This window comes from Streptococcus infantis (assembly GCF_047464615.1).
Lineage (GTDB): Bacteria > Bacillota > Bacilli > Lactobacillales > Streptococcaceae > Streptococcus > Streptococcus infantis_Y.
The window spans coordinates 1-18,393 of sequence record NZ_JASHBO010000022.1; the positions used below are offsets into that span (position 1 = coordinate 1).

The 18,393-nt window shown below is 39.9% G+C and carries 17 protein-coding genes and 1 other RNA gene; 2 read left to right on the forward strand and 16 right to left on the reverse strand.

Annotated elements, in window-relative coordinates; genetic code table 11:
• Nucleotides 1-1,262: 1,262 nt before the first annotated feature.
• From QM450_RS09880 to QM450_RS09950, 15 genes are all read right to left on the reverse strand, one after another.
• A complete protein-coding gene (locus QM450_RS09880) occupies nucleotides 1,263-1,895 on the reverse strand; it encodes a response regulator (RefSeq protein WP_414320481.1) in 633 nt (210 codons plus the stop codon).
• A gap of 11 nt (nucleotides 1,896-1,906) precedes the next feature.
• The gene (locus QM450_RS09885) at nucleotides 1,907-2,905 is read right to left on the reverse strand and encodes a sensor histidine kinase (RefSeq protein ID WP_414320482.1); all 999 of its coding nucleotides are present in this window, start codon (nucleotides 2,903-2,905) and stop codon (nucleotides 1,907-1,909) included.
• Nucleotides 2,902-3,600 (reverse strand): cell wall-active antibiotics response protein LiaF, encoded by a 699-nt coding sequence (gene liaF / locus QM450_RS09890; protein WP_414320483.1) that lies wholly within the window; start codon nucleotides 3,598-3,600, stop codon nucleotides 2,902-2,904. The genes QM450_RS09885 and liaF overlap by 4 nt, the downstream gene beginning before the upstream one ends.
• 98 nt (nucleotides 3,601-3,698) lie before the next feature.
• Nucleotides 3,699-4,700: a type 2 isopentenyl-diphosphate Delta-isomerase gene (gene fni, locus QM450_RS09895; RefSeq protein ID WP_414320484.1), complete on the reverse strand. Its 1,002-nt coding sequence runs from the start codon at nucleotides 4,698-4,700 to the stop codon at nucleotides 3,699-3,701.
• The gene (locus QM450_RS09900) at nucleotides 4,678-5,691 is read right to left on the reverse strand and encodes a phosphomevalonate kinase (protein WP_414320485.1); all 1,014 of its coding nucleotides are present in this window, start codon (nucleotides 5,689-5,691) and stop codon (nucleotides 4,678-4,680) included. The genes fni and QM450_RS09900 overlap by 23 nt, the downstream gene beginning before the upstream one ends.
• Nucleotides 5,678-6,631 (reverse strand): diphosphomevalonate decarboxylase, encoded by a 954-nt coding sequence (gene mvaD, locus QM450_RS09905; protein WP_414320486.1) that lies wholly within the window; start codon nucleotides 6,629-6,631, stop codon nucleotides 5,678-5,680. The genes QM450_RS09900 and mvaD overlap by 14 nt, the downstream gene beginning before the upstream one ends.
• The gene (mvk, locus tag QM450_RS09910; RefSeq protein WP_414320487.1) at nucleotides 6,613-7,491 is read right to left on the reverse strand and encodes a mevalonate kinase; all 879 of its coding nucleotides are present in this window, start codon (nucleotides 7,489-7,491) and stop codon (nucleotides 6,613-6,615) included. Before mvk ends, mvaD begins: the two co-directional genes overlap by 19 nt.
• A 122-nt stretch (nucleotides 7,492-7,613) precedes the next feature.
• Nucleotides 7,614-8,666: a choline-binding protein CbpJ gene (gene cbpJ / locus QM450_RS09915; protein ID WP_414320488.1), complete on the reverse strand. Its 1,053-nt coding sequence runs from the start codon at nucleotides 8,664-8,666 to the stop codon at nucleotides 7,614-7,616.
• Nucleotides 8,667-8,761: 95 nt separating this feature from the next.
• Nucleotides 8,762-9,451: a response regulator transcription factor gene (locus QM450_RS09920; RefSeq protein ID WP_414320489.1), complete on the reverse strand. Its 690-nt coding sequence runs from the start codon at nucleotides 9,449-9,451 to the stop codon at nucleotides 8,762-8,764.
• A gap of 11 nt (nucleotides 9,452-9,462) precedes the next feature.
• On the reverse strand, nucleotides 9,463-10,887 hold the full coding sequence (gndA, locus tag QM450_RS09925) for an NADP-dependent phosphogluconate dehydrogenase (protein ID WP_003017375.1): 1,425 nt from the start codon (nucleotides 10,885-10,887) through the stop codon (nucleotides 9,463-9,465).
• A gap of 76 nt (nucleotides 10,888-10,963) precedes the next feature.
• Nucleotides 10,964-12,427, reverse strand: a complete 1,464-nt coding sequence (gene mapZ, locus QM450_RS09930) for a cell division site-positioning protein MapZ (RefSeq protein ID WP_414320490.1) — start codon at nucleotides 12,425-12,427, stop codon at nucleotides 10,964-10,966.
• 12 nt (nucleotides 12,428-12,439) lie between these two features.
• On the reverse strand, nucleotides 12,440-13,597 hold the full coding sequence (locus QM450_RS09935) for a THUMP domain-containing class I SAM-dependent RNA methyltransferase (RefSeq protein ID WP_414320491.1): 1,158 nt from the start codon (nucleotides 13,595-13,597) through the stop codon (nucleotides 12,440-12,442).
• Between the two features lie 82 nt (nucleotides 13,598-13,679).
• An RNA gene (rnpB, locus tag QM450_RS09940) (RNase P RNA component class B) lies at nucleotides 13,680-14,060 on the reverse strand.
• An 18-nt stretch (nucleotides 14,061-14,078) separates the two neighbouring features.
• On the reverse strand, nucleotides 14,079-14,408 hold the full coding sequence (gpsB, locus tag QM450_RS09945; RefSeq protein WP_414320492.1) for a cell division regulator GpsB: 330 nt from the start codon (nucleotides 14,406-14,408) through the stop codon (nucleotides 14,079-14,081).
• A gap of 69 nt (nucleotides 14,409-14,477) precedes the next feature.
• Nucleotides 14,478-15,005, reverse strand: coding sequence for a DUF1273 domain-containing protein (locus QM450_RS09950; protein ID WP_414320493.1), 528 nt, complete (start codon nucleotides 15,003-15,005; stop codon nucleotides 14,478-14,480).
• Nucleotides 15,006-15,072: 67 nt separating this feature from the next.
• Between QM450_RS09950 and recU the strand changes: the two genes are divergently transcribed.
• Nucleotides 15,073-15,669, forward strand: a complete 597-nt coding sequence (gene recU, locus QM450_RS09955; protein WP_414320494.1) for a Holliday junction resolvase RecU — start codon at nucleotides 15,073-15,075, stop codon at nucleotides 15,667-15,669.
• Nucleotides 15,666-17,828, forward strand: coding sequence for a penicillin-binding protein PBP1A (gene pbp1a, locus QM450_RS09960; RefSeq protein ID WP_414320495.1), 2,163 nt, complete (start codon nucleotides 15,666-15,668; stop codon nucleotides 17,826-17,828). The genes recU and pbp1a overlap by 4 nt, the downstream gene beginning before the upstream one ends.
• A gap of 359 nt (nucleotides 17,829-18,187) precedes the next feature.
• On the opposite strand, the gene QM450_RS09965 is transcribed toward pbp1a, so the two are convergent.
• On the reverse strand, nucleotides 18,188-18,393 hold a 206-nt coding region (locus QM450_RS09965), incomplete at its 5' end, for a transposase (RefSeq protein WP_414320496.1).

The window sequence follows — 18,393 nt, forward strand, 5'->3', positions numbered from 1 at the left end:
TTGGCTTGAACACCTTATTTGTATCGCGTTTGGAGTTTTTTGGTATAACCTTCGATGCGCACCCGCATAGCGGGTGGTTTTTTTGTCTCGCACCTAACGGAGCGAGACGGACTGAAAGTCACATAATCAAAATAACTTTCGAACTTTCAAGTATTTAGCAGTATTTTATAAACCAAAAACTACATATACAATGCCTTTTATCACTTAATATAGTTATCTAAAAATTAAGTAAAACAGGATTCTACATACATAGTTTTCTTCGCTGGACCTTTTAAGACATAATATTTCAAAAAACAGAAAATTTACATTAAGTTTTCAGAATGAAAGAAAAAATAAATGAATGAAGTTTTTATCAAAGAACATTAGCGATCCTAAATTTTCTTGAATCTTTTACTACTCAAGAAAAATCAACCTACACTTTTATTGACAGGCCACTTAAGAAAGATGCTAGTCCAAGTATATATTTTTAATTTATAAGTCAATCAATGGATCTTCTTCTGTTCTAAGAAGCTAAGGAAAGAGTTTTTAATAAATCCTATACTATAGGTGATTGCACACTGAAAATTTCTGCTCTTTTTGATTTTATAGGATCAAAATGGTGTTTTCTTGTAAAAATATGAGATGGCACCGAGGGATGCCATCGATTACACCTGCGAGAGTCAAATATAGTAGATTGCAATAAGGTACGAACAAATCGTTTAGGAAAGGCAAACTAATTTCTAGAAATATTTTTTAGCAGCCATAGTGTACTGTTCTAGATTCAATCCACTATAAAAGGACTTATACTCTTCGAAAATCTCTTCAAACCACGTCAGCTTCACCTTGCCGTATATATGTTACTGACTTTGTCAGTTCTATCCACAACCTCAAAACAGTGTTTTGAGCTGATTTCGTCAGTTCTATCTGCAACCTCAAAGCAGTGCTTTGAGCAACCTGCGGCTAGCTTCCTAGTTTGCTCTTTGATTTCCATTGAGTATTAGTCTTCTAACTTACTGGACTAAATCCTTGGTCTAAATCATTTGTCTCTTTTTGCAGTCTGAACAAGTGCGCTAGGCTCATTTGACAGACATCTTTCTCGAGATGATACTCTCTACTATTCTTGTTGTTAACAAGTTCTACTAGCTACCGCCTATTATGGTTTTTTCTGGTCAGACATGAGTTTTTAGGACTGCTTGAGATACTTGCTAATTCTAAATTACTGTTTTTTTGCTAAATGTATCCAATTTACCGAACAAACCTTGCTTTGGCTCCAAAAGATGCATCTAGAAGTCTTCATGGCCTACCAAGTGATGCTGAAAGGCATAGACTGCTGCCTGGGTGCGGTCGCTAACCTGAAGTTTAGCCAGAATATTCGAAACATGGGTTTTAACAGTCTTAAGAGAAATAAACAATTCATCAGCAATGCGCTGGTTTTCATAGCCCTTTGCGATTAGTTGAAGGACATCCCGTTCACGCGCAGTCAACTCTTCATGAAGTTCGACGTGATTACGGTGGTATTCCACCTTCTTGCTCACCTCTTGTTCAATAGCAAACTCACCGGCTGCTACCTTACGAACTGCGTGCAGCAATTCATCAGCGCTAGAAGTTTTGAGCATATAACCCCTAGCCCCAGCATTTAAGACTGGCATGATTTTTTCATTATCTAGATAAGAAGTCACAATCAAAATTTTAGCCTCCGGCCATTCTTTGAGAATAGCTAGAGTTGCGTCAATCCCATTGACTTCAGGCATGACAATATCCATGACAATCACATCTGGCCGAAGCTCCAAGGCCATAGAAATTCCCTCCGCGCCATTGGTTGCTTCTCCTACAACCTCTACATCATCTTGTAATTCAAAATAACTTTTCAAACCAAGACGCACCATTTGGTGGTCATCTACCAATAATAGTTTCATCTTACTTCCTCTTATCTATCCAAATCAAGCAAGGGAATGCGGATATCCAATGCCAAACCTTGCTTGGGTGCTGTTAATAATTGTATAGTCCCAGCCATATCTTCCACTCGTTCTTTGATATTGCGTAAACCATAGCTTAATTCAGCAACATCATCTAACTGAAAACCGCGACCGTTGTCTACTACTTTCAATTGCAAGCCTGTTTCCCTTTGATAAAGATAAACATCCAAACAGGAAGCTTGTGCATGCCGAAGGGTATTACTAATCAATTCTTGGACGATACGGAAGATATGTTCTTCAATCTTTTTAGGTAGTGCAGTTACCTGATATTTAAAGCTTACCTTCAATTCACTTTTTTCTTCTAGCTCTTTGAGGAGTAGCTGAATCCCCTCCACCAAGCTTTTTTGTTCCAGTTCAATTGGTCGTAAATGCAAAAGAAGAATGCGCAAGTCTCTTTGAGCTGTCTCCAAAATAGCTGTTACACTCTGGAGTTGTGTCTGCATCTTCTCTCTGTCTAATTTGGAAGCTTGTTGACTGAGTCCTGATAAAATCATATGGGCAGCAAAAATTTCTTGACTAACTGTATCATGCAAGTCACGCGCGATTCGCTTGCGCTCCTTTTCAATAATCACTTCTTCCTTGACCAAGGCCTGATTGTCTGCTTTTTGAATAGCTTCTGTCAACAAACCGAGCTTTCCTGACAAATTTCTAAAACTTGCGTCTAAGTCAGCATCTCCCAGACTTTCTATATCTTTGCCAGCTAGGAGACGTTTGAGATTTGCTTGGATTCTTCTCTTTGAAATTTCGTCAACCATTGTCCAGAATAGGACTAATAAAAAGGCTAGGGCAAGACTAAACATCAGGGCTAGAAAAAGGACTTTTTCTGTCTTTTCTAGATCCTGGAAAAGAGAAGTCCACTCCAAATCCAAGATCTTAAAAATACTTCGAAATAGAAAAGCAACGTAGAGAAAAGAGGTAAGTCCAATTAAAATATAGGGTTGTTTTTTCATCCGCGCACCACCTCAACATCTCCAACCATGGTTGTTAAGAAAATCTTTACACTCTTAGGACTCTTGAGATAGTCTCTGGTTTCTTGATGAAATTGCTCATTACGTAAAGCACGTTTAGGCTGGTCAAAAAAGGTTAAGTCTCCATACAGAGAATTGACACTAAGGCTGACTTCTACATCCACTGGTACAATAATTCTAGTCGTACCGACCAGTTTTCTCAAGATGATAACATTATCATGATTACTCAAAATCACGTGCTCTAGATGAATGGTATCCTTCCCCATAAGGCGAAAGAGATTGATATCATCAAAACGACAAGTCTGGTAACTTGAAAAATGGTGAAGATTTCCAAACCAGCGATTTTTCTCCCTCTTTACTGTCACAACTTCTTCAAAAACCAGATTGGTATCTTCTCTTTCCTGGTTCATCATAGGGTAAAGCAGGAACAGGCTGTATATCAAGGCCACAAAGATAGCTAAAATGACAAAGGGATTGAGCATGATGATAAAGAAAAATAGGATGCTCACTGCTACTAAAATAAGGTTATTCCCCTGTCTTCCAGTATAGTACCGAATCAGCAGTAAAAACAAGAGCAAGATCAACAGAAAACGGGAAAAATGCTCTGATACCATCATAATCAGAGCTCCTGTCAATAAACAAGCTTCAATAAATAGAAAAATTTGAAATTTTCGCATGTAACCGTCCTCTCTATTTAATTGTATCACAAATCCCAAAAGTCACATCAGTCTGAGGAATGATAAAGAGACCGGGACTATAATCCCGATCTCTTTCCTTACATTTGATCTTTTGCTTCTTTTAATTTTCCATATAGGAGATAGTCGACCTCTTGCAAATCCTTAATCCTTGCACAATTAAGGGCACACATAATCAGACGTAGTTCTTCCTTCCAGCCTTCAACAATAGAAATAACGACATCAACAGAGTAATTTTCAACCAGCTCTAACATAGTGCGTGATAGACCAACTGCCTTGGCTCCAAACACCAAGCATTTGATGATATCTAGTGGATTGCGAACTCCTCCACTCACCAAAAGTTCCATCTTGTCTTTCCAGTCTTGGGCATTCAGGAGAGCTTGCATAGTTGATTGACCCCAGTCATTGAGGTAGTCACGTTGACCACTGCGACGGTTTTCAATATAAGCAAAGCTGGTTCCCCCACGCCCAGACAAATCAACGATTCGTATTCCCATCTCATAAGCCTTAGCAATGGTCTTAACATCCATACCAAAACCGACTTCTTTTAAAACAAGGGGAACCATGATTTGCTCAGCATAATCTTTCAGATTATTTTGCCACAATCTAAATTGACGCTCACCCTCTGGCATGAGCAATTCCTGCATGACATTAATATGAACTTGCAAGAGTAGAGGATTCATCTCCTTGACCGTTTGCAGACCTAGTTCAACAGGCTTGTCCAAGCCAATATTGGTTCCAAGAAGGAGGTCAGGACGATTTGACTTCACGGCAAAAGAATCATCTGAAGGATCCTTAAGAGCAGCGCTATAGGAACCCGTTACAAATAAAATCCCACAGGCTTCAGCCACCTGAGCCAGCTTTTGATTGATTTCTCTCCCCTTATCGCTTCCACCCGTCATGGCATTGATATAAAAAGGAAAATCCCATTTTCGCCCTGCAAATTCTGTCGAAAGATCAATCTCATCTATGTCGTATAAGGGTAGCGAAGAATGAATCAGTTCAACTTCATCAAAACTATTATAAGAACTTTTTTGTTCAAGGGCATAGCGGATGTGTTCATCCTTCCGATTTGTCGTCATGTCCCATCCTTTCTTGATATAAGAGTTCAATTCCTAGATCAGCCCAGCGTTTTTTCAGTAATGTGGTCGAATCTTGGTCAAAACTGAGGGCAATCCCACAGTCTCCACCACCAGCACCACTACTCTTAGCAAGAGCTTTCAAGTCTCGGCTGGCATTTTTTAGTTGTCTGAGCGAAGGTGTGTAAATATCTGAACTCAAGCCTTCTAAAAGTTGGCTGGCTTGTTCCAGCAAGTCAATAATGGTTTCTTCTTGACCTACCTCCAAAGCCTTTACCAAGTTAGCTACTGCGTCTTTTGAAGCTTCGAAGAAGCTAGCGTTCATATTATTCTTAATTTGCTTTACCATATGACTAGATACAGCTACTTCCTTGGTCCAACCAACCAGAAAGTCAAATGTCAAGACCGGTTCAACGCTCCTAATAGAAAAGCCCCAATCACGATTTAATACAGTCTGCAAGTCTTCCTTTTCAAGCCATTGTGCCACTTTCTCGCGGTCAAATGACTGATAGAGGACGAGGTCTTCTGAGACGATACAGGCAATGTCCCCCATGGAACCATTATCCCCACGTTTGAGAAGAACTGCACTAGCCAGTTTAAACAAAAGTTCTCTTTCAGCCGGTCTTTCATAGAAAACAAGCATGGCCTTGATAACCAGAACAATGACGCTACCACTAGAACCCAGTCCAAACTTCTTGCCTTCACGTTCCATTTTCCCACGAATCTCTAAAGAAAAATGCTGCAGATCAACTCCTTGGGCAGTTAGATACTCCTCCACCAAGACAACTGTTTCTTGAATCAAGGCATAAGAAGAATCCGGTCGCAAGTCTACACTATAGGAAAACATATCTGAGTAGAGTCGATAATCATTAGACGCTTTAATCTCAGCCGTCATATAGATGGGAATAGCCTTTATTAGCGCCAACTGTCCTGGTTCTAAAATGGCATACTCCCCAGCCCAATAGAGCTTCCCACAAGTTCTAACAATCCTCATCTTGGCTCAAATCCTTTGTTTTTGAAACGATTAAGCGATAGCGTTGACCTAAAAGTTCTGACAAATGTTCCAAGTCCTCTTCCAAGCAAAGAACCTTGACATTAGGGCCCGCATCCATGGTAAAGTAGCAAGATTCTCCTTGTTCTCTAAGCTGACGAACAAAATCCATAGCCTCATAACTAGCATCTGTCAGATAAGAGAAGGATGGGGTGGCTGTTTTTGTCGTAGCATGCATAGCCAACGCGTTCTTCTCTGTCAATTCTCCAACTTTCTTAAAGTCATTTTCCTTGAGGTAGACTAACATATCCTTGTAATCTTGTTCAGATTGACGAATCCACTCATCAAAAGTCGTAGAAGTTTTGACACAGATCTTCATCCCATCTCGACTGGAAATTGGTTTTTTCTGGTCTTCCAAGACCAACATAATCATAGCTAGTTTCAAGTCAGTCTCGACTGGATAAATCTCTCCACTATCCTTGTCCCAAGCTGCCAAAGGTCCATAAAAACTACGAGATGAAGAACCCGATGCAAACTTAGCTTCCAAGGCCAATTCTCTGCGATTCAGCCCAAGTTGGAAATATGCGTTACAAGCTTTGACCAAGGCAGATAAACCACTGGAACTTGAAGAAAGGCCTGCTGCTGTTGGCATATTGTTCTTAGTATCGATACGAACAAACCCTGCTCCTTCAGGACGGTAGCGGTCAATGATTTTACTCATCTTTTTATGTTCAGCTTCATTTTGCAACTGATCATTGATATAGAAAGCATCTGCGGTTGCATCAGCTGGTAAAGGAGAAAGTGTTGTCTCCGTATACATATTTTCTAATGTTAGAGAGATACTGCTAGTTGCAGGAACCATCTCTTTTTCTGCTTTCTTACCCCAATATTTAATAATAGCAATATTGGCATAGGAACGTACTGTTACAGGCTTTCGATCCATGTCTGAACAGCTCCTTTCTCTTCTAATCTTTCTGCTAGTGCTTGCGCTTGGCTTACATTAACAACCAAGGCGATGATACAGCCTCCTAGACCACCACCACTCATCTTGGCACCTAGGGCTCCATGGTCAAGAGCAGTTTCTACCAAAGAATCCGATTCAGGGCTACTAACTCCGATTTCTTTTAGATTTCCATGAGCTTTGGTTAGAATTTCTCCCAACTTCACGGCATCTTTTGTTTTTATTGCTTCTTCTGCTTCTTGGGTTAATTCTCCTAGCGCATGCAAGAAAGGTAAGGCATCCTTGCCCTTGCTCTGCACGACTTGGATGGCTTCACGAGTATGCCCATAAACACCAGTATCGGCAATGACCAGATAAGCTGATAAATCCATGGTTAATTCTTCAAAACCAACATTCTTGATAAAACGGATAGGTTGGTCACTAAGACAGGTCTTGGCATCCAAACCACTAGGATTCATATGGGCAATCATCTCCGCCCGATTGACCAAAATTTCTAACACATCATGTGGAAGTTCTGCTTGGTAGTAATCAAATACAGCTCGAATGGCCGCAATACTTATGGCTGCTGAAGAACCCATCCCACGTTTTTCAGGAATAGCCGAGTCAATTTGACATCGGATGCAAGCATCGTTGATATTTAGATACTCAAGGGAAGCATAAACAGCCATGGACAAGGTGTCCTCTTCAAACAGACGCCATGGTGTCGCTGCTGGAACTACCCGACAAGTCACCTCAACCTCTAAAAGAGGCAAGGAAATGGCTGGGTAGCCATAAACCACTGCATGCTCTCCGATTAAAATAATTTTACTATGTGCCTGACCGACACCAACTTCTTTTGTCATTTAATCCTTCTATCAGACGAAAAGCGTCTTTTTCTAGATAAAATTTTAGAACTTTATTCCTTTCTATTTTATTATATTTTCACAAAAAAAGCGATTGTTTCCTTCACAATCGCTTGTTTTCATTACTGAACCCACTCACCATTATAGTTGACGTAGTAGCCACCTACAGTAGTATTCACAGCCAAGGCACCTGAACTATAAGCATAGTACCATTTACCATTAACTTGGAACCAACTGGTTACCATAGCTCCTGAAGAACGGAGATAATACCAAGTATTATCGATATAAATCCAGCCAGTTTTCATATCACCGTTTTGAGCATCTAGGTAATACCAAGTTGAACCATCTAGATACCAACCGGTCGCCATAGCACCTGATGAACGAAGGTAGTACCATTTATTACCGACATAAATCCAACCTGTTTTCATATCACCGTTTTGAGCATCTAGGTAATACCAAGTTGAACCTTCTTGATACCAACCTGTCGCCATAGCACCTGATGAACGAAGGTAGTACCATTTGTTACCAAGGTATTGCCAACCTGTTTGCATAATACCAGTAGTTGGGGCTAGGTAGTACCAAGTTGAATTGTCGTTAATCCAACCAGAACGTCTCTCACCACCAAGATTCTTATTCCCAGAATTTCCTGTTTTTGCTAGGTAATACCAGTTAGACTGATCGTAAAGCCAACCTGTCTTTAAAGAATGATCTTGATCAAAGTAGTAGTATGCTAATTTAAGAACTTCTGGACCTTCCCAGCCTTCACCATGTTTTTTCCCAACGGTTAAGGAATCTTTTACCTCTAATTGTTGCCAGCCAACAAATTCTTGTAGTACGCCATCTTGGTTAAAGTAATACCATTGTGGCATTGGCATATACTCTAATCTTAAATCATTGGGGTAAGGACCAATTGTACTACCTTTAGATGGAAACGGGATATATTGCCAGCCGACAACCATCTCTCCTGATACATGATCAAAATAATAGTACTTCCCATCAATCACTCTCCAGGCCTTTTCTTTGATATCACCCTTCTTGTAGTAGGTTCTACCATTTTCTTGAACAAATTTCCAGCCTTCAGAATCAGCATCATCCGCCAATACTGTACTTGTTGCTAACAGACCAAAGAAGAAGACTGCTAGAGTAACTTGCATCATTTTTTTCAAAAATTTCATTCTTGTTTCCTCCAAAATGATTGTAGCAAAGATCAAATCATATGTCAACATTTCAACGACTCAAAAAAAGCAGTTACAAAACTGCAACTGCTTTTCTATTCTTGCATGGTATAACCAACACCACGCACGGTTTTAATGTAGCTCTTTTGACCTTTCACGTCAAGTTTGCTACGTAGATAACGGATATAAACATCCACAATATTTGTTTCGGTCGCACTCTCATACTTCCAAACACTTTCCAGCAATTGCTCACGATTCAAAACCTTCTTGCTTCCCATAAGGGTAGCTAAGAGGTCATATTCACGACGTGTCAGAGCAATCATCTCCTCGCCACGATAGACGGTATGATGTTCTACGTCCATACGCAGATTGCGATAAGCTGTCGGAACTTTCATCTGACTACAGTGTTGGTCGATGAAATCTCGACCTCGGAAGATAGCTGAAATACGACTGACCAAATCATCGATAATGATTGGTTTATAGATGTATGAAACAGCGAAACGCTGGATTGTTTCAAGTTGGTCTTGCAATTCTTCTCGATGGTCCAAGACCATGATCACCGCAGCTGGCTTGGTTCGACTCAACTTATCTGCAAAATCCTGGGCTGTCATATCCCCTAGATGAGCATTCAGTAAAATCAAGTCATAGTCTGTCTGAAGAGCCATGGAGAGGGCTTTTTGTCCCTCTTCTACCTGATCAACTCGGTATTGCTCTTTTTGGAGTTCCAGACTTAAAAAATGAGCTAGATTTCGTTCTTTCTCAAGTAATAAAATCCGTTTCCCCATGGCTGACCTACTTATTTTTCGTCATACCAAGAGTAGTGGAATGTTCCTTCTTTATCCTTACGTTGGTAAGTGTGGGCACCAAAGTAGTCACGTTGTGCTTGGATCAAGTTAGCTGGAAGGTCAGCTGAACGGTAGCTGTCAAAGTAAGTGATAGCTGCTGAGAATGTTGGTACTGGTACACCAGCTTGAACAGCAAGAGCTACGATATCACGAACAGATTGTTGGTACTTAGCAGTTACGTCCAAGAAATACTCATCCAAAAGAAGGTTAGCAAGATCTGCATCACGGTTGTAAGCATCTGTGATCTTTTGCAAGAAACGTGAACGGATGATACATCCATCACGCCAGATAGATGCGATGTCCGCAAATGGCAAGTTCCAGTTGTTTTCTTTAGAAGCTACACGCAATTGCGCAAAACCTTGTGCGTATGAGATGATTTTTGAGAAGTAAAGGGCTTGACGGATTTTTTCAATCAATTCAGCCTTGTCGCCTTCAAATTTGAAAGCAGCTGGTTTTGGAAGCACCTTGCTAGCGTGTACACGTTCTTCTTTGTAAGTTGAGATATAACGGGCAAATACTGACTCAGTAATGAGTGACAATGGCACACCAAGGTCAAGAGCTGATTGACTAGTCCATTTACCAGTTCCTTTGTTTCCTGCAGCATCCAAGATATAGTCTACGATTGGTCCGTCTTGACCTTCGTCATCTTTACGGCCCAAAATATCAGCTGTGATTTCAATCAAGTAGCTGTCCAATTCACCCTTGTTCCACTCAGTAAAGATTTCAGCCATGTCTTCAGCAGAGAGGCCAAGCAAGTGTTGCATAAGATCGTAGCTTTCTGCGATCAATTGCATATCACCGTACTCGATCCCATTGTGGACCATTTTTACATAGTGACCAGCTCCATCAGGACCGATGTAAGTTACACATGGTTTACCATCTTCTGGAGCTTTTGCAGAGATTTCTTCAAGAACATCTGCTACCAAGTCATAAGCTTCTTTTTGTCCCCCAGGCATGATAGAAGGACCTTCAAGGGCACCTTTTTCACCACCAGAAACACCTGTACCGATAAAGTTGATACCTGAGTTCGCCAATTCTTCATTACGACGAATAGTATCTTTATAGAAAGTATTCCCTCCATCGATCAAGATATCACCTTTATCCAAGTGTGGAAGAAGGGCTTGGATGGTCGCATCTGTACCAGGTCCTGCTTGAACCATAAGCATGATACGACGTGGTTTTTCAATTGAGTTTACGAAGCTTTCGATATCATAGCTTGGCACGAAGTTTTTATCAGGGTGGCAAGCAATCACATCTTCAGTTTTTTCTTTACTACGGTTATAAATAGCAACTGTATAACCACGAGATTCAATATTAAGGGCAAGGTTACGACCCATTACGGCCATACCAACAACACCAAAGTTAGCTTTTGTCATGTGACACTCCTCTTGTTTAATATGTTTTATTTTATCATGTTTATCTGTGAAAAGAAAGAATTTTGTAACAATTTGACTAGTAGTCTAAATCATCCGCATGTCCAGAACCATTCCCTACAAAGTAACCTGTCTTACAATTAAGGGTAAAGAGATAGGTACCGTCTGGTTTATAAAGATTATAGTAGCCATTACCATTAACAATATTCACAGGTTCCAAAATGTATTGGTTGCCTGTAATGTAGCCACGCGCACGCGAAGTCTCAAGAATGCGTTCAAGGACACCATCTGCAAAAGTCCAAGCAGGATCACTACTATCACTTACAGCTGCTTGATTGTACGGTACTCGACTGACACTTCTTTGTAGGTTCACACCATTGCTTGTTAGTCCACTATTTAGGATATTACTTGCTGAGGCTGTTTCACCTGCTGAAGTTGATGCATTAGCAGAGCTGCTAGCATTGCTTTCAGTTGCAGAACTTGACTCTGCTTGGCTTGATGAACTTGACTGACTACTGCTTGAGCTTGTAGAACTTGAAAGTTGACTCTTACCGAGACTAATAGCCTTAGCTAGTAGTTTATCAATTTCAGTATTTCCAGTCTTAACTTCGGTAAATTTAGCATCTGCCTTTACTTTAGCATTTGTATTTAGAACACCATCTGTGATAGCTGGTGTTTCAAATTGAGCATTAACATCTTGTACCGCTTTGATTTGTGTTTCAAGACTATCGTATTTTGATTTGGCAAGAGTATGCTCACTAGCTCCCTCAAGTTTATCTAAAAGCTCTTTGAGCTGACTCAGCTGACTAAACTGACTATTTTTTAGGGCAGTTTTATTCTCATCAGTATAAAAAGTATCATAAAGACTGTTAAATTGATTGAGAATTGCTTGATTACTTACCAAACCTGCATCAGATGACTGAGACTGAATTTCTTGGGAAGAACGCGTAATTTGACGATAAACATAGTAGCTACCCCCAATAATCAAGACAATAATCGCTAAAAAAGCTGACAAGATGACCCACAGCTTTTTATTTTGTGGCTCATCTTCTGCTTGAGCAGAGCGAGATAAGGATTGATGTTCCTCTTGCAAAGCTTCATCATCCTCTGCAACAAGGGGCTCAGTTTCGGATTCCACTAGGTTTTTATCCATAACCAAGGTTTCTTCAAGGGGTGGAAGGAGAAATTCTTCCATTGCTACTCCCTCTTCTTCAGCAAACTTTTCTGATTCAGAAACTTCTTCTACTGGTTCCACCTCTTCATCAATTGTTTCTTTGGCGTCTTGAAGCAAATCATCTAGACTTCGAAGTTCCTCTTTCTTCGCCTGAATGTTAGTAAATTTATCAGCTTCGATTTCTTCACGGTGTTGTTTAATGTATTTGTCCAAAATCGTATCATCAGGAGTTACTCCTGCTTCGATTTCTTCATTTTTTCGAATAACTTGTCCAACTGTCAGATCCTTAGCTTCCTCAAAATCAAACTGAGGTTCCTGAAAGGTTTTCTCAGGTTCTGACAACTCTTCTTTTTTATCCTTTGGATCCATGGCAACTCCTTTCTAATCTGTCAAATTTCTTTTGACACGTTGACCAAAATATTGATACAAATCAACTTTCAAAGTACCATTGTAGAGTTTTCGTTTTTTGTCCGCCTGACTACCATATTTGCTTTCAAAGGCTTCATCACTAGTCAGGATAAATTTACTCCACGTCTTGAGAGGCTCAAAAACCTCACCCATTTCAGCATAGAGCTTGGTAACCCCTGCATCATCTGACAAGCGTTCACCATAAGGCGGGTTAGAGATAATCACCCCATTGATCTTATCGGAACGTAAATCCTGCACGCGCATCTGTTTAAAGAGAATATCTCCAGATACTCCTGCTGCCTGGGCATTGGCCTTAGCAATTTCTACCATACGACCATCGATATCACAGCCCATAATATCCAGTTCAATCTCTCGATCTATTTGCTTACTAGCTTCAGTTCTGACTTCTTGAATCAGGCGGTCACTGACCCAGTTCCATTCTTCAAAAGCAAAGGAACGACGCAAACCTGGCGCCATCTTACGTGCAATCATAGCAGCTTCAATACAAAAAGTTCCAGAACCACAGGTTGGATCAATCAAAGGCTTATCTGGATACCAGTTTGACAGTTGCAAAATCGCCGCTGCCATATTCTCCTTGATCGGAGCCCCACCCTTTTCAGTGCGGTAACCACGCTTAAAGAGACTTGAGCCAGTCGTATCAATCATGACAGTCGCCACATCTTTCAGAATAGAGACCTCAATCTTAAACTCAGGTCCATTCTCCATGAGAGGAACACCCTCTGGCCGTGCATAATGTTTTTGCAATTTCTTAACAACTGCCTTCTTAGATATCGCTTGTACACTCGGTTCATTGTGTAATTTTGACTTAACACACTTAGCCTTGGAAATTGGGAAACGGGCCCCAAGTGGGAGATAGTTTTCCCAATCTAAGGCAAAAACACCTTGAAAGAGTTCTTCAAAGGTTTTTGCTGGAAATGTTCCCACAACGATTTTTATCCTATCGGCAGCTCTTAGCCACAGGTTGGTTTGGATGATTGCTTTCACATCACCTTGAAAACGAACTCGTCCATTCTCAACTTGACAATCATAACCAAGATCGCGTACCTCACGCCCAACTACAGCTTCCAAACCAGCTGCAACAGTCGCAATTAAATTAAATGTTTGTTTCATTTCAGTCTTTTGTAGACCTTTCTTTGTTCACTTTAAAAAATGAGGTTGAGAAAAATGTCTCAGCCCCAACCTATATGCAATTTTCTATAAGCCATGTTTTGTTCCAGAAGTGACTAGGACCACTTCCTTCGATAATCATCTGTCTACCACTAGCAGCTCTAGCTGATAGCAGTCAGAGTACTACGTTCGTTTCCGCGCACTCCATGCCCCGACCAAAATTTGGGTTGCTAGCTTGAGGGGTTTACCGCGTTCCACTCTCTCCGTTTCCAGAGAGACTCCGTCACTGTGGCACTTTCAAGCCTACTCTGACCTATCAAAAGACTTAGCCATTTCAACTGCCGTAACGATTTCTCGTCCCTAGGCTTATGTTTTCGCCTAGCACAAACACTACAGGCATCACAGCCTGTGCTAGCATGGACTTTCCTCATGAAAAGAAATTCTCTTCACGCGATTATCCAAAAATTGCACAACAAAATCATTCTTAGAAATCAGAATTATCCAAGATTTGTTTGCCAAATACTTCTTTTTCAAGACGATTCAAACGTTTCAAAATATCAAAGTTTGTCATAGAAGTCATACTTCCATGATCTGCTGATTCAGAAGTTGCTGATGTCACTTGAGGTTTTTTCGCCAATTCTTCTTTGAGCTCCGCGATTTCTGAACGCAATGATTTTACTAATGCTGCATAAGTTTCATAATCCTTGATGACATCATCCAAGAATTCATCAACCTCTGCTTTACTATATCCACGTACTTCTCTTCCAAAATCCTGCTCAAAAATATCTTTTGCTGTAAAAATAATACTTGCCATGTCTCTCTCCATTCTCAGTTGCTAGTATTATTATATAAAAAAAGGCAAACAAAAAGCAAGGTCAAAGGCTCAATTTTCGGAAAAATTTTCAGCTACTTCGTTTAATTCCTCAAATGTTAATCTTTTTGTAATATAGTTGTCTTTCTTTTTCATCAGTTCGTAAAAATACTTCAGTTTTGTTTCATTTTCTTCATCATAAAAAAGATAGGCTCCATCTGTATTTTCAAGTAAGAAAAGTTGATAGTCTCGTAATTGACCCTTGTGTTCATAGTTCGGATAGGCGTATTTTACAAAATCAACTTGTTTAAATTCACTAAGTTTAACCTGATTCCCCTCATTCCAGTTTGCCCCATGAGTTTCAAAATCAAAGATAGTGGCAAGTTGGAAACCAAAGTCACCTTTCATATCTCTGGCTATCTCTAAAACCCAGTGTTCAAATCCCAGAGTTCCCGTAAACACCAACCATTTCAACCCTTCATCTGCTAGTTTTTCTAAATCTCTACGAATGGCTTTTTTAATAATTTTTAAACGAATATCTTTGTCATTAAACAATCCTAAATCAAAGTTAGAATAGCCTAAAACCAAGGCTGTATGCATTTTTTCACCCTTTCTGTTCACTTTTATGGTATAATAGAGTGATGTTATTGTACCAATAAGGAGAATTATGGTCAACTATCCTCATAAACTTTCATCGAAAAAAAAACAAGAAGTCACCTCACAAATTAAAAATTTCGCAAATCGTGGGATGACCTTTGAAAAGATGATCAATGCTACAAACGATTATTATCTGACACACGGTTTAGCTGTTATCCATAAAAAACCAACTCCTGTTCAGATTGTCCGTGTAGACTATCCTCAGCGTAGTCGGGCTAAGATTGTTGAAGCTTATTTTAGACAGGCATCGACTACCGATTATTCTGGAGTTTATGAAGGGTTTTACATCGATTTCGAAGCCAAGGAAACCAAGCAAAAACATGCCATTCCGATGAAGAACTTCCATCCTCATCAGATTCGTCATATGGAACAAGTCCTTGAACAAAAAGGGATTTGCTTTGTCCTTCTTCATTTTTCTTCTTATCAAGAAACGTATTTATTGCCGGCACTTGACCTCATCCGTTTTTATCATCAGGATATGGGGAAAAAGTCAATGCCGCTTGACTATATCAAAGAATTCGGTTATGTGATTGAGCAGTCTGCTTTTCCACAAATTCCTTACCTTGATACAGTCAAACAACATTTACTAGGTGGTAAAACAATATGAACAAACAAACTATCTTGCGCATCGTTAAATACCTCAGCATTGTTACGATTAGCTTATTTATCGTAGCTTTCCTACTTGGCGGTGGTGTATTTCTTCACTATGCAAACAAGGCTCCTGAACTCTCTGAAAGCAAACTTGTTGCAACTACATCAAGTAAAATTTATGATAGCAAAAATGAACTCATCGCAGATTTAGGTGCTGAACGTCGTGTCAATGCTCAAAGTAGTGACATTCCTACTGATCTTGTCAATGCGATTGTCTCTATCGAGGATCATCGCTTCTTTAACCACAGAGGAATTGATAGCATTCGAATAGCAGGAGCTTTCCTACGTAACCTCAGTAGTAATGGTGGTCTTCAAGGGGGATCAACCTTGACCCAGCAGTTGATTAAGCTGACTTATTTCTCAACATCAACAGCTGATCAAACTCTATCCCGTAAAGTTCAAGAGGCTTGGTTGGCTATCCAGCTAGAGCGAACTGCAACTAAGCAAGAAATCTTGACCTATTACGTCAATAAGGTCTACATGTCAAATGGTAACTATGGTATGCAGACAGCTGCGGAAAACTATTATGGTAAGGACCTCAAAGACTTGTCCATCCCACAACTTGCACTCTTAGCAGGTATGCCACAGGCTCCAAACCAATACGATCCCTATTCTCATCCCGAAGCAGCCCTTGAAAGACGAAATCTCGTTTTGTCAGAAATGCAAAAGCAAGGCTACCTTACAGCCGAGCAATATGAAACAGCAATCAATACCCCAATCACAGATGGACTTCAAAGTCTAAAATCTGTTAATAGCTATCCACAGTACATGGATAACTATCTTAAAGAAGTTATTGACCAAGTAGAGCAAGAGACAGGTTATAATCTATTAACAACAGGTATGGAAGTCTATACAAACGTTGACCAAGAGGTACAAAAACGCCTTTGGGATGTTTACAATACAGACGAATACGTTGACTATCCAGATGATGACCTTCAAGCTGCTTCTACTATCGTTGATGTTACAAATGGTAAAGTCATCGCTCAACTTGGTTCTAGACACCAATCAAGTAATGTTTCATTCGGTATCAACCAAGCCGTCGAAACAAACCGTGACTGGGGTTCTACTATGAAACCAATCACAGACTACGCTCCTGCACTTGAGTACGGAATTTTCGACTCTACTGCAGCAACGATTAATGATGCCCCTTATAACTATCCTGGAACAGACATTCCTGTCTATAACTGGGATAAAGTCTACTTTGGAAATATCACTCTCCAGTACGCAATTCAACAATCTCGTAACGTACCAGCCGTTAAAACACTTGAAAAAGTTGGATTAGACCATGCTAAGACCTTCTTGAATGGTTTAGGAATTGATTACCCATCAATGGTATACGCAAATGCTATCTCAAGTAATACAGTTGAATCTCATAAACAGTACGGAGCAAGTAGTGAAAAAATGGCTGCTGCCTATGCTGCCTTTGCTAACGGCGGTATCTATCACAAACCAATGTATATCAATAAAGTTGTCTTTAGTGATGGCAGTTCAAAAGAGTTTTCAGACCAAGGTACTCGCGCCATGAAGGAAACAACCGCCTACATGATGACAGAAATGATGAAAACCGTATTAACTTACGGAACTGGTCGTGGAGCCTACATGTCATGGCTTCCACAAGCTGGGAAAACTGGTACTTCAAACTATACAGACAATGAAATTGAGAACTACATTAAGAACACTGGGTATGTTGCTCCAGACGAAATGTTCGTAGGATATACTCGTAAGTATTCAATGGCCGTTTGGACTGGTTACTCAAACCGTCTTACTCCAATCGTAGGAGATGGATTTAGAGTCGCTGCAAATATCTACCGCTCAATGATGGGATATCTGTCAGAGGATGATCATCCTGGCGATTGGACAATGCCTGAAGGTTTGTATCGTAACGGAGAATACGTCTTTAAGAGCGGCGCTCGTAGCAATTGGATTCCACAATCAACTCAAGCAAGTTCGACAACAGAGAGCTCAAGTTCAAGTACAACTTCAACAACTGAAAGTCCAATCTCTTCGAATGATAATACGAATGGCACTACCAATCCAAATGCCTCAGTACCAAATACAACTACAAATAGTCAACAACAAAATCCAGCCCCACAAAATACACAAGGGCAGCAATAAAATATAAAAAACTGAGGATTTATTCTCAGTTTTTTGTATGCAGTTTTTTATGGTGGAATCTTATAGTTGATTGAAATAAGATGTGAACAAAGAGGTTAGGAAAGTCAAATTAATTTCTAAAAATGTTTTAGAATCTATATTGTACTACTCTAAGTTCAATCCACTATAATTTCTACCAGGTCAAACTTTTTAAAAATATGTAGAGAAACAACTGAACAGGTTAAATATCTCAATCGCAACCTTATCCCCAACACAAATCAAATAGTCGGGAAACCTGTTTAAAATTATAAATAAAAGATACCTTATGTTTTGTAGTTTATCTATGAACTGGGGCGTGACTTAGAATGTCTGTTCTATAGTCAATTGAAACAAGAAAAGGACAAAAAAGCCTCGAAAAAAGTATTGCAACTTGGTAATACCTTTTTGAGGTGCTTTTTGATATGAGCCCATGTTTTCTCAATAGGATTGTACTCAGGTGAGTAGGGAGGAAGTGGTAAAAGTTTATGCCCAAATTCTTCACATAAGAGCTCTAGCTTACCCATTCTATGGAATCTTGCATTATCCA

Coding starts and splice junctions, on each gene's coding strand:
- mvaD (WP_414320486.1), bottom strand. CDS start 6,631: ATGGATCGAAAGCCTGTAACAGTACGTTCCTATGCCAATATTGCTATT.
- gndA (WP_003017375.1), bottom strand. CDS start 10,887: ATGACAAAAGCTAACTTTGGTGTTGTTGGTATGGCCGTAATGGGTCGT.
- cbpJ (WP_414320488.1), bottom strand. CDS start 8,666: ATGAAATTTTTGAAAAAAATGATGCAAGTTACTCTAGCAGTCTTCTTC.
- mapZ (WP_414320490.1), bottom strand. CDS start 12,427: ATGGATCCAAAGGATAAAAAAGAAGAGTTGTCAGAACCTGAGAAAACC.
- QM450_RS09885 (WP_414320482.1), bottom strand. CDS start 2,905: ATGAAAAAACAACCCTATATTTTAATTGGACTTACCTCTTTTCTCTAC.
- QM450_RS09950 (WP_414320493.1), bottom strand. CDS start 15,005: ATGCATACAGCCTTGGTTTTAGGCTATTCTAACTTTGATTTAGGATTG.
- gpsB (WP_414320492.1), bottom strand. CDS start 14,408: ATGGCAAGTATTATTTTTACAGCAAAAGATATTTTTGAGCAGGATTTT.
- recU (WP_414320494.1), top strand. CDS start 15,073: ATGGTCAACTATCCTCATAAACTTTCATCGAAAAAAAAACAAGAAGTC.
- QM450_RS09920 (WP_414320489.1), bottom strand. CDS start 9,451: ATGGGGAAACGGATTTTATTACTTGAGAAAGAACGAAATCTAGCTCAT.
- QM450_RS09900 (WP_414320485.1), bottom strand. CDS start 5,691: ATGAGGATTGTTAGAACTTGTGGGAAGCTCTATTGGGCTGGGGAGTAT.
- QM450_RS09935 (WP_414320491.1), bottom strand. CDS start 13,597: ATGAAACAAACATTTAATTTAATTGCGACTGTTGCAGCTGGTTTGGAA.
- liaF (WP_414320483.1), bottom strand. CDS start 3,600: ATGCGAAAATTTCAAATTTTTCTATTTATTGAAGCTTGTTTATTGACA.
- fni (WP_414320484.1), bottom strand. CDS start 4,700: ATGACGACAAATCGGAAGGATGAACACATCCGCTATGCCCTTGAACAA.
- QM450_RS09880 (WP_414320481.1), bottom strand. CDS start 1,895: ATGAAACTATTATTGGTAGATGACCACCAAATGGTGCGTCTTGGTTTG.
- pbp1a (WP_414320495.1), top strand. CDS start 15,666: ATGAACAAACAAACTATCTTGCGCATCGTTAAATACCTCAGCATTGTT.
- mvk (WP_414320487.1), bottom strand. CDS start 7,491: ATGACAAAAGAAGTTGGTGTCGGTCAGGCACATAGTAAAATTATTTTA.